Genomic DNA, 19862 nt, shown 5'->3' with positions numbered 1-19862 from the left:
GGCACACCCCCGTTTGCCAGACCCTTCCTACAGCCTATGTGGGCCCCATCCAAATCCCCCTACAGGAATGCAAAAACAAATGTGGGCGCGGGCTTGCCTGCGATGGCATCGCCTCGGTGTGCCTGACAGACCGGGTCGCCTGTATCGCAGGCAACCCAACGCCCACAGGTTATGCGGTGACGGCAAGGATCAGGCGTTTTCCAGCAAGTTATGCAACGCCACAAACTGTTGCGTCAGCTTATGCCGTGGGTCGAGGTGGATCAGCGGCATGTTCTCCTGGTGCGACTCGCGCATGCGCACCGAGCTGGCCAGGTACACCGGCAGCACCGGCAGGCCTTCGGCAATCAGCTCATCAAGCATCTGCTGCGGCAAGCTCGCACGGGCCTGGAACTGGTTGACCACGATGCCTTCCACTTCCAGGCCTTCATTGTGGTCTTCCTTCAATTCTTCGATTTCCGCCAACAGGCCGTACAGCGCCTGGCGCGAGAAGCTGTCGCAATCGAAGGGGATTAGCACACGATCAGCGGCAATCAGCGCCGAAACCGCATAGAAATTCAGGGCTGGCGGCGTATCCAGATAGATCCGGTCGTAATCCTCGCTCAGCTCGTCCAGCAGCTTTCGCAACTTATTGATCTTGTGCTTGGCTTCAAGTTTGGGCTGCAGGTCCGCCAGCTCGGCGGTCGCGGTGATGACATGCAGGTTATCGAACGGCGTTTCGTAGATATCCACGCGATTTTTCTTCGAAAACGGCCCGGAAGACAGGGTTTGCTTGAAGAATTCGGCAATGCCCATCGGGATATCGTCGCCGGTCAGCCCAGTGAGGTACTGGGTTGAGTTGGCCTGTGCATCGAGGTCCACCAACAGGGTTCGATAGCCTTCACTGGCGCTCACCGCCGCCAGGTTGCAGGCGATGCTGGACTTGCCAACGCCACCTTTCTGATTGAACACCACACGCCGCATGGAAAAACCTCCGTGTATCAATGAATGTCCGAGTGTAGAGGGCAAAAGCGCCTGTTAGCTACCTCGTTCATCCATGCACTGCTGCATCGCGGGGCCAGATTCTGCCGAGCCCCGACACATTAAAAGGAATAGTCCGACAATCCTCCTGGCTTCAGGTAAAGGACAATGTGTAAATCCTTTCCAGGAAATTGTAATAAGCCGTGAACAATTATTTACCAAAGTTTGCTAGAACCCCGCAGCACCGGGATAATGCGCGCCATTCGGCCATTGTTCCCTGTCCCGGTATTCGGGGCCAACGGCCGCACATGGAAGCCCGCAGGGGCGGGATAACTTCTCAGTGATCACTTTCAATATCGCCCAATGGCGCGCCTGGGCTCCTGGCCTGGAGAGTGCGCACGACTGGCACGCCTGGTGCCAGGCCCCTGTGGTGCTACCCGCGAGCGATGCATCCCCCGATGTGGCGTTCCTGCCCGCCATGCAGCGCCGCCGCCTGAGCCGACTGGCGCGCATGGCGTTCAGCGTGGGCTGGCCGCTGGCCGAGGGCCTGCAAGACCTGCCGCTGGTGTTTATCTCCCGGCACGGCGAAACCCCGCGCACCCTCGACATCCTCAGCGACCTGGCCAACGAGCAGCCACTGTCGCCCACCCAGTTCAGCCTGTCGGTGCATAACGCGGTGATTGGCCTGTGGTCGATCCTGCGTAATGAAACCAGCGAAATGACCGCCCTCGCGGCTGCCGGCGACGGCCTGGAACACGGCATGCTCGAAGCCGCCGCGCTGCTCAACGAAGGCGCCCCGGCAGTATTGCTGGTGATTACCGAAGAACAGCCACCCGCGGCCTACGCCAACTGGATTGTTGACGTGCCCTTCCCCTACGCACTCGGCCTGCTGTTGACGCCGGGCGACGAGTGGCGATTGGAACTAAACAGCGGCGCTGTCCAACTCAGTCAAACCCAGTGGCCCCATGCCCTGAACCTGCTGCGCACCCTGCTCACTGATCAGGCCGCCTGCCAACATGCCTGGAAGAACCGCGTATGGAACTGGCAACGCCAGCCATGACCGACAAGCCACGGGACGCCTATTACTGGCGCCTGTTCGCCACCGCCGCCAGCTTCGTCCTGTTCGGCGTCGGCGGGCTGTGCCTGCGTCTGCTGGTGTTCCCCTTGCTCGGTTGCCTGCCGGGCAGCGCTGAAAAACACCAGCGCCGCGCCCGTCACACCATCAGCAAGCTGTTCTGGTTCTTTATCTGCCTGATGCAACGCGCCGGCGTGCTGACCTACAGCGTCGAAGGCGCAGAAAAACTCGGCCGCCCCGGCCAGATGGTCATTGCCAACCACCCGTCACTGATCGACGTGGTGTTTTTGATCGGCCTGGTGCGCCAGGCCAACTGCGTGGTCAAGCAGAGCCTGTGGCAAAACCCCTTTACCCGTGGGCCGGTGCGTGATGCCAGCTATATCAGCAATGACGGCAGCGCCGAAATGCTTGATGCCGCCGCCGATGCCCTGCGCGAAGGCCAGACGCTGATCATCTTTCCCGAAGGCACCCGCACCGCACCCGGCGCGATGCCCGCCTTTCATCGCGGGGGCGCCGCCATTGCGCTGAGGGGTGCGACAATCATCACCCCCGTGGTGATCAAGGTCAGCCCCACGACCCTGACCAAGGCCGAACCCTGGTATCGCATCCCCAAATGCCGCGTGCACTTCAGTTTGCGGGTGGGTGCCGATATAGAACCACAAGCGTTTGCCGCACTTGGGCCTGCGCCCCAGGCTTCACGCAAGCTCAACGATTACCTGCATGACTATTTCATTAAGGAGCTCGCCGAAGATGAGCGACCAACACCGCCTTGAGCACGACATAAAGACACTGATCATCGAGGCCCTGGGCCTGGAAGACATCAGCGTCGACGACATAGGTAGCGAACAAACCCTGTTCGGCGAAGGCCTGGGCCTGGATTCAGTCGACGCCCTGGAATTGGGCCTGGCGATTCAGAAAAAGTACGGCATCAAGATTGATGCCGACGCCAAGGACACCCGCAATCACTTCACCAACGTGGCCAGCCTTGCGGCGTTCGTCACGGCCAGACAGGCAGCTTGAGACCGGACCATGCAAACTCGTGACGATATTTTCAACACCCTGCGCAACGCCATGGTGGAACTGTTTGAATTGCCGCCGGAACGCGTCACCCTCGACGCCAACCTCTACCAGGACCTGGAAATCGACAGCATCGATGCCGTCGACCTGATCGACCATATCAAGCGCCAGACCGGCAAGAAGATCGCCGCCGAAGAATTCAAGGCGGTGCGCACCGTCAATGACGTGGTTGAGGCGGTGTACCGTCTGGTCACGCCCGCCGCATGAGACGCTTGATCGGCCTTGGCCTGTTGCTGGCGGGGCTGCTGTACCCCTTTGCGGTGTATTACGGCACCGAACACTTTGCACCCTGGCAATTCGGCTTGCTGTTGGGCAGCCTGTGGCTGTTGCGGGCACTGACCGGTGCGCGCCACCCCGGCAGCCGCTGGATGGCCGTGGCGGTGATCCTGTTCTGCCTGCTGCTGGCCTGGTTCGACAACCCGCACCTGTTGCGCTGGTACCCGAGCCTGGTCAGCGCGTTCATGCTGGCGCTGTTTGGCCTGAGCCTGAAATATGGCCCGCCGATGGTCGAACGCCTGGCACGCATGACCGAGCCACAGCTGCCGCCCGAAGCGATTGTGTATACCCGCCAGGTCACCGTGGTGTGGAGTGTGTTTTTTCTGTGTAATGGCCTGCTCGCCGCCGCGCTCACCCTGTGGGCGCCGTTGAGCTGGTGGACGTTGTACAACGGGCTGATCGCCTACGGGCTGATGGGGCTGTTGTTTGCCGTGGAATGGCTGGTACGACAAAGGGTTCGAGGCCGCGTATGAATGGGTTGAAACTTGAGCACGTGCTGCTTGAGCCGCTGGAACAACGGCCGATCACCACCGAGCCTGCGATGAATCACGCCCAACTGTGCGCCCAAGCCCTGAGCCTGGCGGCGGGCCTGCAAGCGCGAGGTATCCAGCGTTTGGCGGTGCACCTTGAAGACGCCGGCCAACTGGCGATTGCCCTGCTGGGCGCCTGGCGAGCCGGGGTCAGTGTGCTGTTGCCCGCCGACCTGCAACCCCAGACGCGCCAACGCTGGGACAAGGCCGTCGACGCCTGGCTGGTTGAAGCCGCCGATCTCGACGGGTTGTATCAGGCGCCATTGCGCCCCGCCGCGCTCGATCTGGATACTTGCCAACTCAGCCTGTGCACCTCCGGCTCAAGCGGCGAGCCCAAGCGTATCGACAAGACCCTGCGCCAACTGGCCAATGAAGTCCAGGCCCTGGAAAACCTCTGGGGCGCAGACCTCAAAGACGCCTGCATCATCGGCAGCGTCGCCACCCAGCACATCTACGGTTTGCTCTTTCGCGTGTTGTGGCCGCTGTGCGCCGGTCGCACTTTTGTGCGCAAACAACTGGCCTTCCCCGAAGACATGCAGCGCGCCAGCCGTGAGCACCCGCAATTTGCCTGGGTCGCCAGCCCGGCGTTGCTCAAGCGCATGGGCGATAACCTTGACTGGCCCGCGCTGAGCCACGTGGCGCGGGTGTTCTCTTCCGGCGGCGCGTTGCCCGTGGAGGCTGCCGGCAGCCTGTACGACCGCTTGCAGCAATGGCCGACGGAAATCCTCGGCAGCTCGGAAACCGGTGGCATCGCCTGGCGCCAGGGCGCCCAACCCTGGCAGCCGTTTGCCGACGTGCAACTGAGCCAGGACACCGACGGCGCCCTGCGCATCGCCTCACCGTACCTGCCCGCCGGGCATATCGAACACACTGCCGACGCTGCGCGCATCCATTCCGATGGCCGTTTCGAGCTGCTGGGGCGCCTGGACCGTATCGTCAAACTGGAAGAAAAACGTATCTCACTGCCCATGCTGGAACAGGCGCTGATGACCCATGACTGGGTCGCCGACACCCGGATGGGCGTGGTGCAGGAAAACCGCGCATCACTCGGCGCATTGGTGGTGCTCAGTGCCGAGGGCTTGCATGCCCTGCGCAACCAGGGCCGCCGCACCGTCACCCAAACCTTGCGCCAACACCTGAGCCAACATTGCGAAGCGCTGGCCCTGCCCCGCCGCTGGCGTTTGCTGCGCCAATTGCCGCTTAATGCCCAAGGCAAACTGCCCCAGGCCGACGTCGCCGCGCTGCTGCTGGCACCACGGCCAAAAGCGCCGGAAGTGCTGGAGGAAGTCGAAGTCGATGGCGAATGGACCGTGCAACTGAACATTCCGCCGGACCTGGCCTACTTCAGCGGCCACTTCCCGGTCACGCCGGTGCTGCCTGGCGTGGTGCAAGTGGAGTGGGCGTTCAACCTCGGCCAGCAACTGCTCGACCTGCCCGCCACCTTTGCCGGCATGGAAGTGCTCAAGTTCCAGCAACTGGTGCGACCCGGCGACCAGATTGAACTGCACCTGCGCTTTGACCCGGAACGCGGCAAGCTGTACTTCGCCTACCGCAACGGCGTCGCAGCCTGCTCCAGCGGTCGCATTCAACTGGTGACCGCGCATGCATAACCCCTGCGCCCTGATCCCGGTCTACAACCACGAAGCCGCCGTGCCGGCCGTGGTCCAGAGCCTGTTGAACAGTGGCCTGCCGTGCCTGCTGGTCGACGACGGCAGCAGCCCGGCCTGCGCAGCGGTATTGGCGCAATTGGCGACACTTGAAAACGTCACCTTGCTGACCCTGCCGAACAATCAAGGCAAGGGCGGCGCGGTCATGGCCGGCTTCCGTGAGGCCGCGCGCCTGGGCTTCAGCCACGCGCTGCAAGTGGATGCCGACGGCCAGCACGACCTGCGTGAAGTCGAGTGCTTCCTCGACAGCTCCCGCATGCACCCGGACGCGGTAATCTGCGGCTACCCGGAATACGACGAGAGCGTGCCCAAGGGCCGCCTGTACGCACGTTACCTGACCCATGTGTGGGTGTGGATCAATACCTTGTCGCTGCAGATTCGCGACTCGATGTGTGGCTTTCGCGTGTACCCGCTGGCGCCCACCCTGGCGTTGATGGACTCAGCCTACATTGGCACACGCATGGATTTCGACTCGGACATCCTGGTGCGCCTGGCCTGGCGTAACCAGCCGATGCGCTGGCTGCCGACCCACGTGCATTACCCCGCCGACGGCTTGTCGCACTTCCGGTTGTTCCGCGACAACGTGCGCATTTCGGCCATGCACACGCGGCTGTTCTTCGGCATGTTGGTGCGCGCGCCGATGATCCTGTGGCGTCGGTGGCAAGCATGAGCGACAGCAGCAAACACTGGGCCGACCGTGAGGAGCGCGGCAGCTTCTGGCTGATGAAGCTCACCGCCGTCGCCGCCAAGCTGCTCGGTCGCCGCCTGCTAAGCCCGGTGCTGTACGGCATCGTGTTGTACTTCTTCCTGTTCGGCCGCACGGCACGCCGGAGTGCCTGGGAATACCAGCAGCGCCTGGCCGACTGGAGCGGGCGCGCTGCGTTGCGGCCCAGCCACACACGTGTGTTCGGGCAGTTCATGGCCTTCGCCGACGCCCTGCTCGACAAGCTCGACGTGTGGAACGGCAAGCTGCGCATCGAACAAATCGAAATTAACGACCCCGCGCAATTGCGTGGGCAACTGCGCGGCGAGCGCGGGCAGATGCTGGTAGGCGCACACTTGGGCAACCTCGAAGTCTGCCGTGCGCTGGCCGAGATCGGTGAGCAAGTCACCATGAACGTGCTGGTGCACACCAAGCACGCAGAACGCTTCAACCGCCTGCTGGGCGAAGCCGGGGCGACCCATTTGCGCCTGATCCAGGTCAGCGAGCTGGACCCGGCGACCATGCTGCTGCTCAGCCAGCGCCTGGACGACGGCGAGTGGCTGGCGATTGCCGGTGACCGCGTGCCGCTGCACGGCGGGCGCAAGGTCCGCGTGGATTTCCTCGGCCATGACGCCGCCTTCCCCCAAGGCCCGTGGCTGCTGGCCGGCCTGTTGAAATGCCCGGTCAACCTGCTGATGTGCCTGAAACACAACGGCCGCTATCGCCTGACCATCGAGCCGTTCACCCCATTGATCGAATGGAAGCGCAGCACCCGCGAGCAGGTGATTGCCCTGTGGACCGCACGCTACGCTGCACGCCTGGGCCAGTTCTGCCTGGAAGCGCCCCAACAATGGTTCAACTTTTACCCTTTCTGGAAGACCGATGACGACGCATCTTGAGCCGGTAACCTTTGGCGAACACGCTTTGCGCATTGAAGACGTATTGGCCCTGGCCAACCGTCAGGTGCCCACGCAATTGCAGGATGATGCCGCCTATCGCCAGCGCATTGCCAAGGGCGCGCAGTTTCTCGACTCGTTGCTGGACAAGGAAGGCGTGATCTATGGCGTGACCACCGGCTACGGCGACTCCTGCGTGGTGGCGGTACCGTTGCAGCACGTCGAGGCTTTGCCGCGTCACCTGTACACGTTCCACGGGTGCGGGCTGGGCAAGTTGCTTGACGCCCAAGCCACGCGGGCTGTGCTGGCGGCGCGTCTACAGTCGTTGTGCCACGGTGTTTCCGGAGTGCGTGTGGAGTTGCTGGAGCGCCTGCATGCGTTCCTTGAACACGACGTGCTGCCGCTGATCCCGGAAGAAGGCTCGGTGGGCGCCAGCGGTGATCTGACCCCACTGTCGTACGTCGCTGCGACCCTGTCCGGCGAGCGTGAAGTGATGTTCCGAGGTGAACGCCGCCAGGCCGCCGACGTGCACCACGAATTGGGCTGGGAGCCGCTGGTCTTGCGCCCCAAGGAAGCCCTGGCATTGATGAATGGCACCGCCGTGATGACCGGCCTCGCCTGCCTGGCCTTCGCCCGTGCCGACTACCTGCTGCAACTGGCCACACGCATCACCGCGTTGAACGTGGTGGCGCTGCAAGGCAACCCGGAACACTTCGACGAGCGCCTGTTCGCCGCCAAGCCGCACCCCGGGCAGATGCAAGTCGCTGCCTGGTTGCGCAAGGACCTGGCGATTGATGCGCCGACCGCACCGCTGCACCGCCTGCAGGATCGCTATTCGCTGCGCTGCGCGCCGCACGTGCTTGGCGTGTTGGCCGACAGCCTGAACTGGCTGCGTTCGTTTATCGAAATCGAACTGAACAGCGCCAACGACAACCCGATCATCGACGCCGAAGAAGAACGCGTGCTGCACGGTGGGCACTTCTACGGCGGGCATATCGCCTTCGCCATGGACAGCCTCAAGACCCTGGTGGCCAACGTTGCCGACCTGCTCGACCGCCAGCTCGCACTGCTGGTGGACGTGCGTTACAACCACGGCCTACCGAGCAATCTGTCCGGCGCCCCGGCCGACCGCGCGATGATCAATCACGGTTTCAAGGCCGTGCAGATCGGCACCAGCGCCTGGACCGCCGAAGCGCTGAAAAACACCATGCCGGCCAGCGTGTTCTCGCGCTCCACCGAATGCCATAACCAGGACAAGGTGAGCATGGGCACCATCGCCGCCCGCGATGCAATCCGCGTGCTGGAGCTGACCGAACAGGTTGCCGCCGCGACCCTGCTCGCCGCTAACCAGGGTGTGTGGCTACGCGCCCAGGCTGACGATGCACGCGCGCTGCCGCCAGCCTTGGCCGCCATGCATGAAGAGCTGGCCAAGGACTTCCCGCCGGTCATCGAAGACCGCGCGCTGGAAGGCGAACTGCGCCTGTGCCTCAAACGTATCGCCGAGCAACACTGGAGGCTGCATGCGTAGCCAGGGCGTATTGCATTGCGACACCGAGATCCTCGTGCCGTTTTTCGATATCGACACCATGAATGTGGTGTGGCACGGGCATTACGTGAAGTACCTGGAAGTGGCGCGCTGCGCGCTGCTGGACAAGATCGGCCACAACTACACGGCAATGCTTGAGTCGGGTTATGCCTGGCCGGTGATCGACATGCAGCTGCGCTACGTGCGCGGCGCCACCTTTGGCCAGACCATTAATGTGCGCGCCAGCCTGGTGGAATGGGAGAACCGTTTGAAGGTGAACTACCTGATCAGTGACCTTGCCAGCGGCGAACGTTTGACCCGCGCCAGCACCGTGCAAGTGGCCGTAGAAATCGCCAGCCGCGAGATGCAGTTGGCCTCGCCGAAAATATTCACCGACGCCGTCGAAAGGGCTTTGGCATGAGAGTTTTAATACTGTTTGCAAGCTTGATGCTGAGCCTCAATGCCCATGCGTTTGACCTGCAACAACTCAGCGACCAGTTGGCCAAACCCTCGGTGATCCACGGCAGCTTCATCCAGGAAAAACACCTGCGCGCCCTGCCGCAGCCACTGGTCAGCAAAGGCACCTTCGTGCTCGCCAAAGACCACGGCCTGCTGTGGCTGCTGAAAACCCCGCTGCAACAGGACTACCGCATCAGCGCCCAGGGCATTGCCCGGCGTGACGCTAACGGCTGGCAACTGCTGCCGAACAAGAGCGCCGGCGCCGAGCAGAATCGCCTGTTCCTCGCCGTGCTCCAGGGCGACAGCAGCGGCTTGCAGCGCGACTTCGAACTGCAACTGCAAGGCGCAGCCAACCAGTGGAAGCTGACGCTGACCCCACGTTCACTGCTGCTCAAGCAGGTCTTCACCCAGATCAATATCGACGGTGGCGAGCTGGTGAACACCATCGAATTGCTCGAAACCCAAGGCGACAGCACCGTGCTGCGCATGCAAGACAGCACGGCCAGCCAACCGTTGAGCGACGCGGAGCAACACGACTTTGCCCAGTGAGCGCCTGCTGCCACGCCTGTTCCTGATCCTGCTGGTGGCCGTGCTGGCCCTGGCCGGCTGGCAATGGCGTCATGGCGCGCCGCTGTCGGCCAACTTGATGGAGCTGGTGCCCGGCAACACGCCGGATGCCCTCGAGCTGAAAGCCGAGCAGCGCATGCAAGCGCCGTTGAACCGCGAAATGCTGGTGCTGGTGGGGCATACCGACCGCCAGCAAGCGGTGGCCGTGGCACAGCAACTGGGCGAGCGCTGGCAAGCCAGTGGCCTGTTTGAAAAAGTGCAGTGGAACCTGCAAGCCGACTTGCCAGCGCTGCGTGAGCAACTGCTGCGCGGGCGACTGGCGATGCTCTCGGCCAAAGACCGCGAACAACTGATCGAGCACCCCGACGCGTTTATCCAGCAACGCGTGCAAGCGCTGTTCGACCCGTTCACCGGGTTCAGCCTGGTGCCGAGCCAGGATGACTGGCTGGGCCTCACCGGGCGCATCCAGAACAGCCAGCCGCAACACGGTTCGGTACAACTGGATATCGGCAGCGGCGCGTTGATCGCCGACGCCGATGGCAAAAGCTGGGTGCTGCTGCGTGCGCGCACCGCCGGCAATGCCTTTGACATGAAGCTGCCGCTGCAAGTGGCGGCGTTGCTCCAGGCCAGCCGCGCGCAGGCCAGCGAGCAAGGCGCGCAATTGCTCGCCGCCAGCGGCTTGCTCTATGCGGCCAACGGGCAGCAGCAGGCCACCCGCGAAATTACCTGGGTCGGCGGTGGCGCGACCCTTGGCATTCTGCTGCTGTTGCTCCTGGCGTTCCGCCGCTGGCGCGTGCTGCTGGCGTTTGTGCCGGTGCTGGTCGGCATGCTGTTTGGCGCGGTGGCCTGTGTGGCGCTGTTCGGCCATATGCATGTGATGACACTGGTGCTCGGCTCCAGCCTGATCGGCGTGGCGGTGGATTACCCGCTGCACTACCTGTCGAAAAGCTGGAGCCTGCAGCCGTGGCGCAGCTGGCCGGCCTTGCGCCTGACCCTGCCGGGGCTGAGCCTGAGCCTGGCGACCAGCTGCATCGGCTACCTGGCGCTGGCCTGGACGCCCTTTCCGGCGCTGACGCAAATCGCGGTGTTCTCCGCCGCAGGCTTGGTCGGCGCCTACCTCTCGGCCGTGTGCCTGCTGCCCGCGCTGCTCAAGGGCCTCGAACTGCGCCCGGCGCAATGGCCGCTGCGCATTGCCGAATGCCTGTGGTTGTTGCGTGCGTCGCTGATCAAGCGTGTACCGAGCCCGTTTTTGCTGGCGTGGGTGCTGTTGTTTTGCGCCGGTGGCCTGTGGCAACTGAACAGCAAAAACGACATCCGCCAATGGATCGGTGCCCCGCCGCAACTGCTGCAAGAGGCCCAGGCGGTGGCGCGCATCACCGGGTTCCAGCCCACCAGCCAGTTCTTCCTGGTGCGTGCGGACAACCAGCAGCAGTTGCTGGAACGCCAGGCCAGCTTAGGCAAACGCCTGGATCAACTGGTGAACATGAACAAGCTGCAAGGCTACCTGGCACTCAACCAACTGGTCAGCCAGCCTGCCGAGCAGCAGCAACTGCGTGATGCGCTGGACGCACTCGCGCAACACTGGCAGCCGCTGCTGGACCTCGGCGTTCCCGCCAGCGCCCTGCAGGCTGAAGTCGCGCAACTGAAAGCCCTGCCCACCGAAGACATCGACGCGGCACTGGTGGGGCCGTTGGCAGAACCGTGGCGCACGCTGTGGCTCGGCCCGGTAGACGGCGGCGTGGCCGCGATGGTCAGCTTGCAAGGCTTGAACAACCCGGCGCTGCTGCGCGTGCAGGCGCTGGACTTGCCCGGCGTGCAACTGGTGGATCGCCTGGGGGATTTGAACCGGGTGTTCGCCGACACGCAGATCAGCGCGGCGGAATTAAAATTGATGTCATGCGTGCTGATCGTCGTATTGCTGATCCTGCCGTTCGGCGTTGGCGGTGCCTTGCGCATCGTCGCCCTGCCACTGCTCGCGGCGCTGTGCAGCCTGGCGAGCCTGGGTTGGCTGGGCCAGCCGTTGACGCTGTTCAGCCTGTTCGGCCTGCTATTGGTCACCGCCATCAGTGTCGACTATGCCATCTTGATGCGTGAGCAGATCGGCGGCGCCGCCGTGAGTCTTTTAGGTACGCTGCTGGCGGCGCTGACGACCTGGTTGTCGTTTGGCCTGCTGGCCGTGTCAAGTACACCGGCCGTGAGTAATTTCGGCCTGTCGGTCAGCCTGGGCCTGGCTTTCAGTTTTATGCTGGCGCCTTGGGCCGGCCATCGGAAGCACGCCTTATGAATGTGATTATCGCCAAAGTGGCAAGGAGCCCTCGTGCCCATAGTTGAAATGGAACGTCGCCAGGTGGTGGTGATCGGTGCCGGCCCGTCCGGTGCCATCGCCGCTGCGCTGTTAAAGCGTAACGGGCATGATGTATTGATTATCGAGCGTCAGCATTTCCCACGGTTCTCGATCGGCGAAAGCCTGTTGTCGCACTGCATCGACTTTATCGAAGAAGCCGGCATGCTCGACGCCGTGCAGGCCGCGGGTTTCCAGGTAAAAACCGGGGCCGCATTCGCCTGGGGCGAGCGTTACAGCGCGTTTGATTTCGGTGACACGTTCAGCAACGGCAAGCCCACCACCTTCCAGGTGCAGCGGGGCGAATTCGACAAATTGCTGGCTGACCAGGCCGCCTTGCAGGGCGTGGACATCCGCTACGGCGAAACCATCATCGGCGTCGATTTCACCGGCGAAAGCCGTTACCTGCATGTGCGCCGCGAGAATGGCAGCGAATACCACCTCAAGGCCAAATTCGTGCTCGATGCCAGCGGTTACGGCCGGGTGCTGCCGCGCCTGCTGGACCTTGAAGCACCGTCGAATTTCCCGGTGCGCCAGGCGGTGTTCACCCACGTTGAAGACCATATCGAGCACCCGGGCTTCGACCGCAGCAAAATTCTTGTCACCACCCACCCAACCCAACGCGATATCTGGTTCTGGACCATCCCGTTCAGCAACGGCCGCTGCTCGGTGGGCGTGGTCGCGGCCAAGGCGCATTTCGACGGCCGCGACGGCGACCTCGACGCGTGCCTGCGCGGGTTTATCGACGAAACCCCAAGCCTGTCCGGCGTGTTGCAAAACGCCGTCTGGGATACCCCTGCGCGCACCATCGGCGGCTATTCGGCCAACGTCAAAACCCTGCACGGCCCGGGCTTTGCGCTGTTGGGCAATGCCGCAGAATTCCTCGACCCGGTGTTTTCCTCCGGCGTGACCATCGCCATGCGTTCGGCAAGCATGGCCGCAGGGCTGCTGCATCGCCAACTCAAGGGCGAGACCGTGGACTGGCAAACCGAGTTTGCCGAACCGCTGAAACGCGGTGTCGACACCTTCCGCTGCTACGTCGAAGGCTGGTATGCCGGGACCTTTCAGGACGTGATTTTCCACCCCGGCAGTTCGCCGGAGATCCGTCGGATGATCAGCGCGATCCTCGCCGGTTATGCGTGGGATGAACGCAACCCGTTTGTCAGCGAGCCCAAGCGGCGGTTGCGGATGCTGTCGGAGATTTGTGCGAGTGAGCCGGTATGAGCAGTCAGTATTTGAGTAAGAACTACGTCGAAGAAACCAAGTTCGGCTTCTGGTTCCTGCGCAGCCACACTTGGCAGCACCACGTCCTGCGCGTAGCGATCAACGACCTGCGCGGCCTGTTCAGCGAGCCACTCCCCGTGGCGCCAGTGTTGCTGGACGCCGGGTGTGGCCAGGGCAAATCCTTCAAGCTGCTGCAGCACGCATTCGCGCCCAAGCGCCTGATCGGCCTGGATGCCGACCTCCACAGCCTGGAATTGAGCAAGACCGAAGCCGCGCGCCAAGGCCTGGCCATCGAGTTGATCGGCAGCGACTGTGCGACCCTGGAGGTGCCGGATGAAAGCGTCGACATCCTGTTCTGCCACCAGACGTTCCACCATCTGGTCGAACAGCATCGCGCACTGAAGGAGTTCTACCGCGTGCTCAAGCCGGGCGGCTATTTGCTGTTTGCCGAATCCACCGAAGCCTATATCGACACCTGGGTGATTCGCTGGTTGTTCCGCCACCCGATGCACGTACAGAAAAGCGCCGAAGAGTACCTAGCGATGCTCCGCGAGCAGGGCTTTGAGTTTGGCCCGCAGAACGTTTCCTACCCGTATTTGTGGTGGAGCCGTTCGAGCGATTTCGGCCTGCTGGAGCGCTGGGGCCTGCGTAACCCGCCGCCGGTGGGCCAGCGTGAAGAAACCCTGGTCAACTGCGTCGCACGTAAACCGCCAGTGAGCGCGGCACCATGATCCGCCTGCTGTTGATCGGTTGCCTGCTGCTGCTGAGCGCCTGCGCCAGCCAGCCGCCGCTGCCCGAGAGAACGCCGGTGTTGAGCCTGCCGATGCAACTGCACGTGCAGCGCCGGGCGGGCGGCCAGAGCCAGGACTGGCTGCTGGTGATCCAGCGCGAAGGCGCTGCCCTTCGCTGGTCGATGATGGACCCACTGGGCATTCCCCAGGCCCGGCAAAAGCTGATCAATGGCCAGTGGCAGGCCGATGGCTTGCTGCCGCCCAACCCGCAGGCACGCGAGCTGTTTGCCGCCTTGCTGTTTGCCCTGACCTCGGCCGATGACGTGCGCGCGCTTTACCCGAGTGCCCAGGCCATGGACCTCACACGCACGCTGCCAGGCCATTGGCAAATCGTGTATCAGTCTTCCGAGGTGTTTAGCGTGAACATGACGGGCCAATCCTTGAGCTACCGCGTCACGCCGCTTGGGGTCGCCCGATGACGGCTTATCTCAATGCGCTCGGCGTGATCTGCGCCCTGGGGCGCACGCCGTCCGAGGTCAGCCGCAGCTTGTTCGCCGGCGACTGCTCCGGCATGCGCGCCGAAAGTGGCTGGGTGCCGGAACGTGTGGTGCCGGTGGCGGGTGTGCATTGGCAACTGGCGAGCATCCCGACTGAGTTGAACCAGCAAAGCAGCCGCAATAACCAGTTGCTGCTGGAAGCGGCATTGCAGATCGAGGTTGAGATCCGCCAGGCGATCCACACCTACGGTGCTTCCCGCGTCGGCGTGGTACTGGGCACCAGCACCTCGGGCATCGACGAAGCCAGCCGTGGCATCGCGCACTACCTGCGCGACCAGCAGTTCCCCGGCGACTACGATTACCAGCAACAGGAACTCAGCGCGCCAGCGAACTTCCTGGCCGACTGGCTGCAATTGAGCGGCCCGGCTTATGTGATTTCCACTGCCTGTACTTCCAGCGCCCGCGCGCTGATGAGTGCCCAGCGCCTGCTGGACCTGGGCGCGTGCGACGCGGTGATTTGCGGCGGCGTCGACAGCCTGTGCAAGCTGACGTTGAACGGCTTTACCTCACTGGAGGCCGTCTCCAGTGAGCGCTGCAACCCATTTTCGGTGAACCGCAACGGCATCAATATCGGCGAAGCCGCGGTGCTGTTCCTGATGACCAAAGCGCCCGCGCCGATTGCCTTGCTCGGCAGCGGCGCGAGTTGCGATGCACATCATATCTCCGCCCCCGAGCCCACCGGCAAAGGCGCACTGCTGGCCATGCGCAAGGCCTTGGCCAGCGCGAAACTGGCGCCTGAGCAGATCGGTTACCTGAACCTGCATGGCACCGCGACCCATCATAACGACGCCATGGAAAGCCTCGCTGTCGCCAGCCTGTTCCCCGAAGGCGTTGCCTGCTCATCGACCAAACCCATGAGCGGGCACACCCTCGGTGCGGCCGGCGCGCTGGAAGCGGCGTTCTGTTGGCTAAGCCTGACCCACGGCCGGGTGCCGCCGCACGTGTGGGACGGCCAGGCCGACCCGGCGTTACCCACGTTGCACTGGGCGCACCCTGGCGACACCTTGAAAAAACGCTGCCTGATGAGCAACTCGTTTGCCTTCGGTGGCAATAACGTCAGCCTGATTATCGCAGAGGCCCCATGATCGATTGGCCACTCGCCGAACTGCTGCCTCACGCGGGCGACATGATCCTGATTGACCAGGTGCTGTCGTTCGATGAAGAACAGGTTCACACCCGCACCACCGTCAAGCCCGGCGGCCTGTTCAACCGCCCGGACGGCAGCCTGCCGGCCTGGGTCGGAATCGAGCTGATGGCGCAAAGCGTCGCGGCCTATGCCGGTTGCCGCGCCCGCCAAAAGGGCGAAGCCGTGGAACTGGGTTTCCTGTTGGGCACACGTAAGTTCGAGTGCAACGTGGAATGCTTCCCGGCCGGCGCCGAACTGCGCATCCACGGCCTGCGCTCCCTGGAAGACGACAACGGCATGGGTGTGTTCGAATGCCACCTCAGCGGTGACGGTATCCAGGCCAGCGCGCGCTTGAACGTATTTCGACCGCCCCAGGCGACCCACTATTTAGATGAATCGAAGGACGAAACGCCATGACTGCAACCGTACTGGTCACCGGCTCCAGCCGTGGCATCGGCCGCGCCATTGCCCTGCGCCTGGCCCAGGCCGGGCATGACATCGTGCTGCATTGCCGCAGTGGTCGCGTCGAAGCCGATGCGGTGCAGGTCGAGATCCAAGCCCTGGGCCGCAACGCGCGGGTGCTGCAATTTGATGTGGCGGACCGTGCCAGCTGCAAAGCAATCCTTGAAGCCGATGTGGAGCAACATGGCGCCTATTACGGCGTGGTGCTCAATGCCGGCCTGACCCGCGACGGCGCATTCCCGGCCTTGTCGGAAGACGATTGGGACGTGGTGATGCGCACCAACCTGGATGGCTTCTATAACGTTTTGCACCCGGTGATGATGCCGATGATTCGTCGTCGCGCAGCGGGCCGTATCGTCTGCATTACCTCGGTTTCCGGGCTCATCGGCAACCGTGGCCAGGTCAACTACAGCGCCTCGAAAGCCGGCTTGATCGGTGCGGCCAAAGCCCTGGCCATCGAGCTGGGCAAGCGCAAGATCACCGTTAACTGTGTGGCGCCCGGCTTGATCGACACCGCCATGCTCGATGAAAACGTGCCGGTGGAAGAGCTGATGAAGATGATCCCCGCACAGCGCATGGGCACGCCGGAAGAAGTCGCCGGCGCCGTGAATTTCCTGATGTCGGCCGAAGCCGGCTATATCACCCGCCAGGTCCTGGCGGTGAACGGAGGCCTGTGCTGATGAAGCGCGTCGTTGTCACCGGCATGGCCGGCATGACCTCCCTGGGCAGCGACTGGGACACCATCGCGGCCAACTTTCGCGCCAACCGCAGCGGCATTCGGCGCATGGACGAGTGGGACCGTTTCAGCGAATTGAACACGCGCCTGGCCGGGCCGATCGACGATTTCGTGGTGCCCGCTCACTGGACACGCAAGCAACTGCGCAGCATGGGCCGCGTGTCGCGCCTGGCTGTGTGGGCAGCGGAGCAGGCGTTGCAGGATGCCGGCTTGCTCGGCGACGAGTCGATCAAGGACGGGCGCATGGGCGTGGCCTGCGGCTCGTCCACCGGCAGCACCGATGAGATCAAGGCGTTCGGCAATATGCTGCTGAACTCGGTGGCCGAAGGGCTGAACGCCAACTCCTACGTGCGCATGATGCCGCACACGACGGCGGCGAATATCAGCATTTTCTTTGGCCTCACCGGGCGCTTGATTCCCACGTCCAGCGCCTGCACCAGCGGCAGCCAGGGCATCGGCTATGCCTATGAGGCCATCAAGTTCGGCCGCTTGCCGTTGATGCTCGCGGGCGGCGCCGAAGAGCTGTGCCCTACCGAAGCCATGGTGTTTGATGCGCTGTACGCCACCAGCCTGAAAAACGATGCCCCACAAACCAGCCCGCGCCCTTATGACAGTGGCCGTGATGGCCTGGTGATAGGCGAAGGCGGCGGCATGCTGGTGTTGGAAGAGCTGGAACACGCTCTGGCGCGTGGCGCGCATATCCATGCCGAGATTGTCGGTTTCGGCAGCAACGCCGACGGCCAGCACACCACCCGCCCGGAGCAGAAAACCATGCGCCGCGCGATGGAGCTGGCCCTGGAAGATGCCGGGCTGGAGCCTTCCGCCATCGGCTACGTCAACGGCCATGGCACCGCGACCGATCAAGGCGATATCGCCGAAACGCTGGCCACCCACAGCTTGTTCGGCAGCCGTATGCCCATCAGCTCGCAGAAGAGCTTCCTCGGCCACACCTTGGGTGCGTGCGGGGCGCTGGAGTCCTGGTTCAGCATCGAAATGATGAACCGCGACCAGTACGTGCACACCTTCAACCTGGATAGTGTCGACCCGCAATGCGGCGAGCTGGATTACCTGCAAGGTGGCTTTCGCGAGATGCACCACGACTACGTGATGAACAACAACTTTGCCTTTGGCGGCGTCAACACCTCGCTGATTTTTCGCCGCTGGTCCTGACTTTTTAATCGATTGGAGAAAACGGAATGTCTTCCTTGCTGCGCGCCACCCTGATCACATTGGCCCTGCTGAGCACCGCCGCTTGCACCAGCAAACCGGTGCTGAACACCCAGCACGAGCTGCCGGCCACGACCCAGGTCGGCGAAGAAACCATGAAACAGGTGATTGTCGCAGCCCTGCAAAAACGCGAGTGGACCGTGCAACGTTTCGGCCCGCACCTGGTGCAGGCCGAGATCACTGTGCGTAACCAGTATTACGCGGCCATCGACATTCGCTACACCCGCAACAGCTACGCCATCACCTACCGCGACAGCCGCGACCTGGGCTACAAGGACGGCAAGATCCACCGCAACTACAACCGCTGGGTGAGCATGCTCGACCGCGACATCATGGCGGGCTTGCAGAGCCGTGGTGCGAATGTGCCGGGTTCGGCGGCGCAGTTGTTTGAGCAGCCGGGGACGGCGAAGCAGAACTGAGAGCGTCAGCCCGTCAGAAACGACAAAGGGCGCCTTTCGGCGCCCTCTTCACAAATAGGTTGGCGTGTCATCGCCGCGTCCTGCCTGGCTCTGCGATGGCTGGATGCCCAGGATCCTCAGAGTCTCACAAGCCCCTTTCGGGAACTCGGCCAGTCTGCCTGAAAACAGCTCGCCTGCAATCGGTGGCAAAGCGCCGCTCAGCTCTGATCCACTTCATCGCACCCCCAGCGCACTGCGCACCGCCGCTTTATTCTTGCGAATGACTAAGCCGGTTGCGTTACTGACAGTCCCTACATCGCCGCCTTGCGCGTCAGAAGCTCCACAAACGCCCTGGCCATCGGGGTTTGCGCGCCTTTGCGTTGCACCAGCCACACGGCCGTCACGGCGTCCTGATCGAGCAAGGTGCGATACACCACGCCATCAATGCGTATGCGCTGGTAAGACGCCGGCAACACTGACACCCCCAAGCCTGCCGCCACCAGGCCAATGATGGTCATCGCCTCGCCCGCTTCCTGGGCGAAGTGCGGGCTGAAGCCAGCGTCACGCGCCAGGGTGAGCAATTGTGCGTAGAGGCCGCTGCCGTAGCTGCGAGGGAAAAACACGAACGGTTCTTCAGCCAGCTGCGCCAGGTACAAGCCGCGCTCGCTGCCTTCCACCAAGCGGTGCCCGGCGTTCAGGACGGCGACCAGCGGCTCACGCATGAGCTCGATGACACTCAACGAGTCCGGCAACGGCAACGGGCGCATCAGCCCGACCTGGATCGACTCATCGACGAGCGACTCGGCCACTTCGGTGCTGCTCATTTCCTGCAAATTCAGGTGGACCGCCGGGAACGCCTGACGAAACGCAAAAATCGCCTGTGGGATGCTGGCGTTGAACGGCGCCGACGAGGTGAAGCCGATCTTCAATTCGCCAAGCTCACCCAACTGCGCGCGCCGCGCCACATCGGCGGCTTTATCGACCTGCGCCAGCACCAACCGCGCCTCGTGCAGGAACAACCGCCCGGCCTCGCTCAACTCGACCCGACGATTGGTCCGCTCAAACAAACGCGCGCCCACCTGTTGCTCCAGCGCCTGAATCTGCTGGCTCAGCGGCGGCTGCGAGATGCCCAGTACCTGCGCGGCACGGCCGAAATGCAGTTCTTCGGCGACGGCGATGAAGTACCGCAGGTGACGCAATTCCATGCAAACCTCATTAGGTCGTAAAAGCTATCAAACAGGTCGAACAATATATTGGAAAGAATCATTAGGCAGCTATATTCTTTTTTGCATTGCCAGTCCTGGCAGGCTTTCCCTCGCCGAGGTCCC

The 19862-nt window shown here is 63.0% G+C and carries 22 protein-coding genes; 20 read left to right on the top strand and 2 right to left on the bottom strand.

Annotation, left to right across the window (positions count from 1 at the left end; translation table 11 throughout):
* Window positions 1–189 precede the first annotated feature (189 nt).
* Complete coding sequence (locus A7D21_RS00750; protein ID WP_053253981.1) at window positions 190–960, bottom strand: ParA family protein; 771 nt, start codon at window positions 958–960, stop codon at window positions 190–192.
* Window positions 961–1297: 337 nt separating this feature from the next.
* Here A7D21_RS00750 and A7D21_RS00745 point away from each other — a divergent pair, with 337 nt between their 5' ends.
* From A7D21_RS00745 to A7D21_RS00650, 20 genes are read left to right on the top strand one after another with little or no spacing between them, the layout of a single operon-like run.
* Complete coding sequence (locus tag A7D21_RS00745) at window positions 1298–2017, top strand: beta-ketoacyl synthase chain length factor (protein WP_053253980.1); 720 nt, start codon at window positions 1298–1300, stop codon at window positions 2015–2017.
* Complete coding sequence (locus A7D21_RS00740) at window positions 1993–2805, top strand: 1-acyl-sn-glycerol-3-phosphate acyltransferase (protein WP_053253979.1); 813 nt, start codon at window positions 1993–1995, stop codon at window positions 2803–2805. Before A7D21_RS00745 ends, A7D21_RS00740 begins: the two co-directional genes overlap by 25 nt.
* The gene (locus tag A7D21_RS00735; protein WP_014716603.1) at window positions 2783–3052 is read left to right on the top strand and encodes a phosphopantetheine-binding protein; all 270 of its coding nucleotides are present in this window, start codon (window positions 2783–2785) and stop codon (window positions 3050–3052) included. The genes A7D21_RS00740 and A7D21_RS00735 overlap by 23 nt, the downstream gene beginning before the upstream one ends.
* A 9-nt stretch (window positions 3053–3061) precedes the next feature.
* Window positions 3062–3316 carry an acyl carrier protein gene (locus tag A7D21_RS00730; protein ID WP_053253978.1) on the top strand — a complete coding sequence of 85 codons (255 nt, stop codon included), beginning with the start codon at window positions 3062–3064 and terminating at the stop codon, window positions 3314–3316.
* Entirely contained in the window at window positions 3313–3858 is a 546-nt protein-coding gene (locus A7D21_RS00725) for a hypothetical protein (RefSeq protein ID WP_053253977.1), read from the top strand. Before A7D21_RS00730 ends, A7D21_RS00725 begins: the two co-directional genes overlap by 4 nt.
* A complete protein-coding gene (locus tag A7D21_RS00720; RefSeq protein WP_069550859.1) occupies window positions 3855–5525 on the top strand; it encodes an acyl-CoA synthetase family protein in 1671 nt (556 codons plus the stop codon). Before A7D21_RS00725 ends, A7D21_RS00720 begins: the two co-directional genes overlap by 4 nt.
* Window positions 5518–6252 (top strand): glycosyltransferase family 2 protein, encoded by a 735-nt coding sequence (locus A7D21_RS00715; RefSeq protein ID WP_053253975.1) that lies wholly within the window; start codon window positions 5518–5520, stop codon window positions 6250–6252. Before A7D21_RS00720 ends, A7D21_RS00715 begins: the two co-directional genes overlap by 8 nt.
* Complete coding sequence (locus tag A7D21_RS00710) at window positions 6249–7184, top strand: glycosyl transferase (RefSeq protein ID WP_069550858.1); 936 nt, start codon at window positions 6249–6251, stop codon at window positions 7182–7184. Before A7D21_RS00715 ends, A7D21_RS00710 begins: the two co-directional genes overlap by 4 nt.
* Window positions 7168–8709, top strand: coding sequence for a histidine ammonia-lyase (hutH, locus tag A7D21_RS00705; protein ID WP_053253973.1), 1542 nt, complete (start codon window positions 7168–7170; stop codon window positions 8707–8709). The genes A7D21_RS00710 and hutH overlap by 17 nt, the downstream gene beginning before the upstream one ends.
* Window positions 8702–9127: a thioesterase family protein gene (locus A7D21_RS00700; RefSeq protein WP_069550857.1), complete on the top strand. Its 426-nt coding sequence runs from the start codon at window positions 8702–8704 to the stop codon at window positions 9125–9127. The genes hutH and A7D21_RS00700 overlap by 8 nt, the downstream gene beginning before the upstream one ends.
* Window positions 9124–9714: an outer membrane lipoprotein carrier protein LolA gene (locus A7D21_RS00695; RefSeq protein WP_053253971.1), complete on the top strand. Its 591-nt coding sequence runs from the start codon at window positions 9124–9126 to the stop codon at window positions 9712–9714. Before A7D21_RS00700 ends, A7D21_RS00695 begins: the two co-directional genes overlap by 4 nt.
* On the top strand, window positions 9704–12016 hold the full coding sequence (locus tag A7D21_RS00690; protein ID WP_069550856.1) for an MMPL family transporter: 2313 nt from the start codon (window positions 9704–9706) through the stop codon (window positions 12014–12016). Before A7D21_RS00695 ends, A7D21_RS00690 begins: the two co-directional genes overlap by 11 nt.
* Window positions 12017–12049: 33 nt before the next feature.
* Window positions 12050–13297, top strand: coding sequence for an NAD(P)/FAD-dependent oxidoreductase (locus A7D21_RS00685; RefSeq protein WP_078827646.1), 1248 nt, complete (start codon window positions 12050–12052; stop codon window positions 13295–13297).
* Window positions 13294–14028: a class I SAM-dependent methyltransferase gene (locus A7D21_RS00680; RefSeq protein WP_053253968.1), complete on the top strand. Its 735-nt coding sequence runs from the start codon at window positions 13294–13296 to the stop codon at window positions 14026–14028. Before A7D21_RS00685 ends, A7D21_RS00680 begins: the two co-directional genes overlap by 4 nt.
* Complete coding sequence (locus A7D21_RS00675; protein ID WP_053253967.1) at window positions 14025–14507, top strand: hypothetical protein; 483 nt, start codon at window positions 14025–14027, stop codon at window positions 14505–14507. Before A7D21_RS00680 ends, A7D21_RS00675 begins: the two co-directional genes overlap by 4 nt.
* A complete protein-coding gene (locus tag A7D21_RS00670) occupies window positions 14504–15670 on the top strand; it encodes a beta-ketoacyl-[acyl-carrier-protein] synthase family protein (RefSeq protein WP_069550854.1) in 1167 nt (388 codons plus the stop codon). The genes A7D21_RS00675 and A7D21_RS00670 overlap by 4 nt, the downstream gene beginning before the upstream one ends.
* Window positions 15667–16128 (top strand): hotdog family protein, encoded by a 462-nt coding sequence (locus A7D21_RS00665; RefSeq protein WP_053253965.1) that lies wholly within the window; start codon window positions 15667–15669, stop codon window positions 16126–16128. The genes A7D21_RS00670 and A7D21_RS00665 overlap by 4 nt, the downstream gene beginning before the upstream one ends.
* Window positions 16125–16853 (top strand): 3-ketoacyl-ACP reductase FabG2, encoded by a 729-nt coding sequence (locus tag A7D21_RS00660; RefSeq protein WP_069550853.1) that lies wholly within the window; start codon window positions 16125–16127, stop codon window positions 16851–16853. Before A7D21_RS00665 ends, A7D21_RS00660 begins: the two co-directional genes overlap by 4 nt.
* Entirely contained in the window at window positions 16853–18079 is a 1227-nt protein-coding gene (locus tag A7D21_RS00655; protein ID WP_053253963.1) for a beta-ketoacyl-ACP synthase, read from the top strand. The genes A7D21_RS00660 and A7D21_RS00655 overlap by 1 nt, the downstream gene beginning before the upstream one ends.
* Before the next feature lie 26 nt (window positions 18080–18105).
* Window positions 18106–18555, top strand: coding sequence for a hypothetical protein (locus A7D21_RS00650; protein WP_053253962.1), 450 nt, complete (start codon window positions 18106–18108; stop codon window positions 18553–18555).
* A 290-nt stretch (window positions 18556–18845) separates the two neighbouring features.
* Here the strand turns inward: A7D21_RS00650 and A7D21_RS00645 are convergent, their stop codons facing one another.
* Window positions 18846–19739 (bottom strand): LysR family transcriptional regulator, encoded by an 894-nt coding sequence (locus tag A7D21_RS00645; RefSeq protein WP_069550852.1) that lies wholly within the window; start codon window positions 19737–19739, stop codon window positions 18846–18848.
* Window positions 19740–19862 lie beyond the last annotated feature (123 nt).

It is taken from the genome of Pseudomonas sp. AP19, assembly GCF_001728855.1.
GTDB classification, from domain to species: Bacteria; Pseudomonadota; Gammaproteobacteria; order Pseudomonadales; family Pseudomonadaceae; genus Aquipseudomonas; species Aquipseudomonas fluorescens.
The sequence above is the reverse complement of the archived record's forward strand: the minus strand, read 5'-3'. Positions and strand labels throughout refer to the sequence as shown.

Coding starts and splice junctions, on each gene's coding strand:
- hutH (WP_053253973.1), top strand. CDS start 7,168: ATGACGACGCATCTTGAGCCGGTAACCTTTGGCGAACACGCTTTGCGC.
- A7D21_RS00675 (WP_053253967.1), top strand. CDS start 14,025: ATGATCCGCCTGCTGTTGATCGGTTGCCTGCTGCTGCTGAGCGCCTGC.
- A7D21_RS00645 (WP_069550852.1), bottom strand. CDS start 19,739: ATGGAATTGCGTCACCTGCGGTACTTCATCGCCGTCGCCGAAGAACTG.
- A7D21_RS00715 (WP_053253975.1), top strand. CDS start 5,518: ATGCATAACCCCTGCGCCCTGATCCCGGTCTACAACCACGAAGCCGCC.
- A7D21_RS00735 (WP_014716603.1), top strand. CDS start 2,783: ATGAGCGACCAACACCGCCTTGAGCACGACATAAAGACACTGATCATC.
- A7D21_RS00650 (WP_053253962.1), top strand. CDS start 18,106: ATGTCTTCCTTGCTGCGCGCCACCCTGATCACATTGGCCCTGCTGAGC.
- A7D21_RS00710 (WP_069550858.1), top strand. CDS start 6,249: ATGAGCGACAGCAGCAAACACTGGGCCGACCGTGAGGAGCGCGGCAGC.
- A7D21_RS00680 (WP_053253968.1), top strand. CDS start 13,294: ATGAGCAGTCAGTATTTGAGTAAGAACTACGTCGAAGAAACCAAGTTC.
- A7D21_RS00665 (WP_053253965.1), top strand. CDS start 15,667: ATGATCGATTGGCCACTCGCCGAACTGCTGCCTCACGCGGGCGACATG.
- A7D21_RS00725 (WP_053253977.1), top strand. CDS start 3,313: ATGAGACGCTTGATCGGCCTTGGCCTGTTGCTGGCGGGGCTGCTGTAC.
- A7D21_RS00695 (WP_053253971.1), top strand. CDS start 9,124: ATGAGAGTTTTAATACTGTTTGCAAGCTTGATGCTGAGCCTCAATGCC.
- A7D21_RS00660 (WP_069550853.1), top strand. CDS start 16,125: ATGACTGCAACCGTACTGGTCACCGGCTCCAGCCGTGGCATCGGCCGC.
- A7D21_RS00730 (WP_053253978.1), top strand. CDS start 3,062: ATGCAAACTCGTGACGATATTTTCAACACCCTGCGCAACGCCATGGTG.
- A7D21_RS00740 (WP_053253979.1), top strand. CDS start 1,993: ATGGAACTGGCAACGCCAGCCATGACCGACAAGCCACGGGACGCCTAT.
- A7D21_RS00720 (WP_069550859.1), top strand. CDS start 3,855: ATGAATGGGTTGAAACTTGAGCACGTGCTGCTTGAGCCGCTGGAACAA.
- A7D21_RS00655 (WP_053253963.1), top strand. CDS start 16,853: ATGAAGCGCGTCGTTGTCACCGGCATGGCCGGCATGACCTCCCTGGGC.
- A7D21_RS00670 (WP_069550854.1), top strand. CDS start 14,504: ATGACGGCTTATCTCAATGCGCTCGGCGTGATCTGCGCCCTGGGGCGC.
- A7D21_RS00750 (WP_053253981.1), bottom strand. CDS start 960: ATGCGGCGTGTGGTGTTCAATCAGAAAGGTGGCGTTGGCAAGTCCAGC.
- A7D21_RS00700 (WP_069550857.1), top strand. CDS start 8,702: ATGCGTAGCCAGGGCGTATTGCATTGCGACACCGAGATCCTCGTGCCG.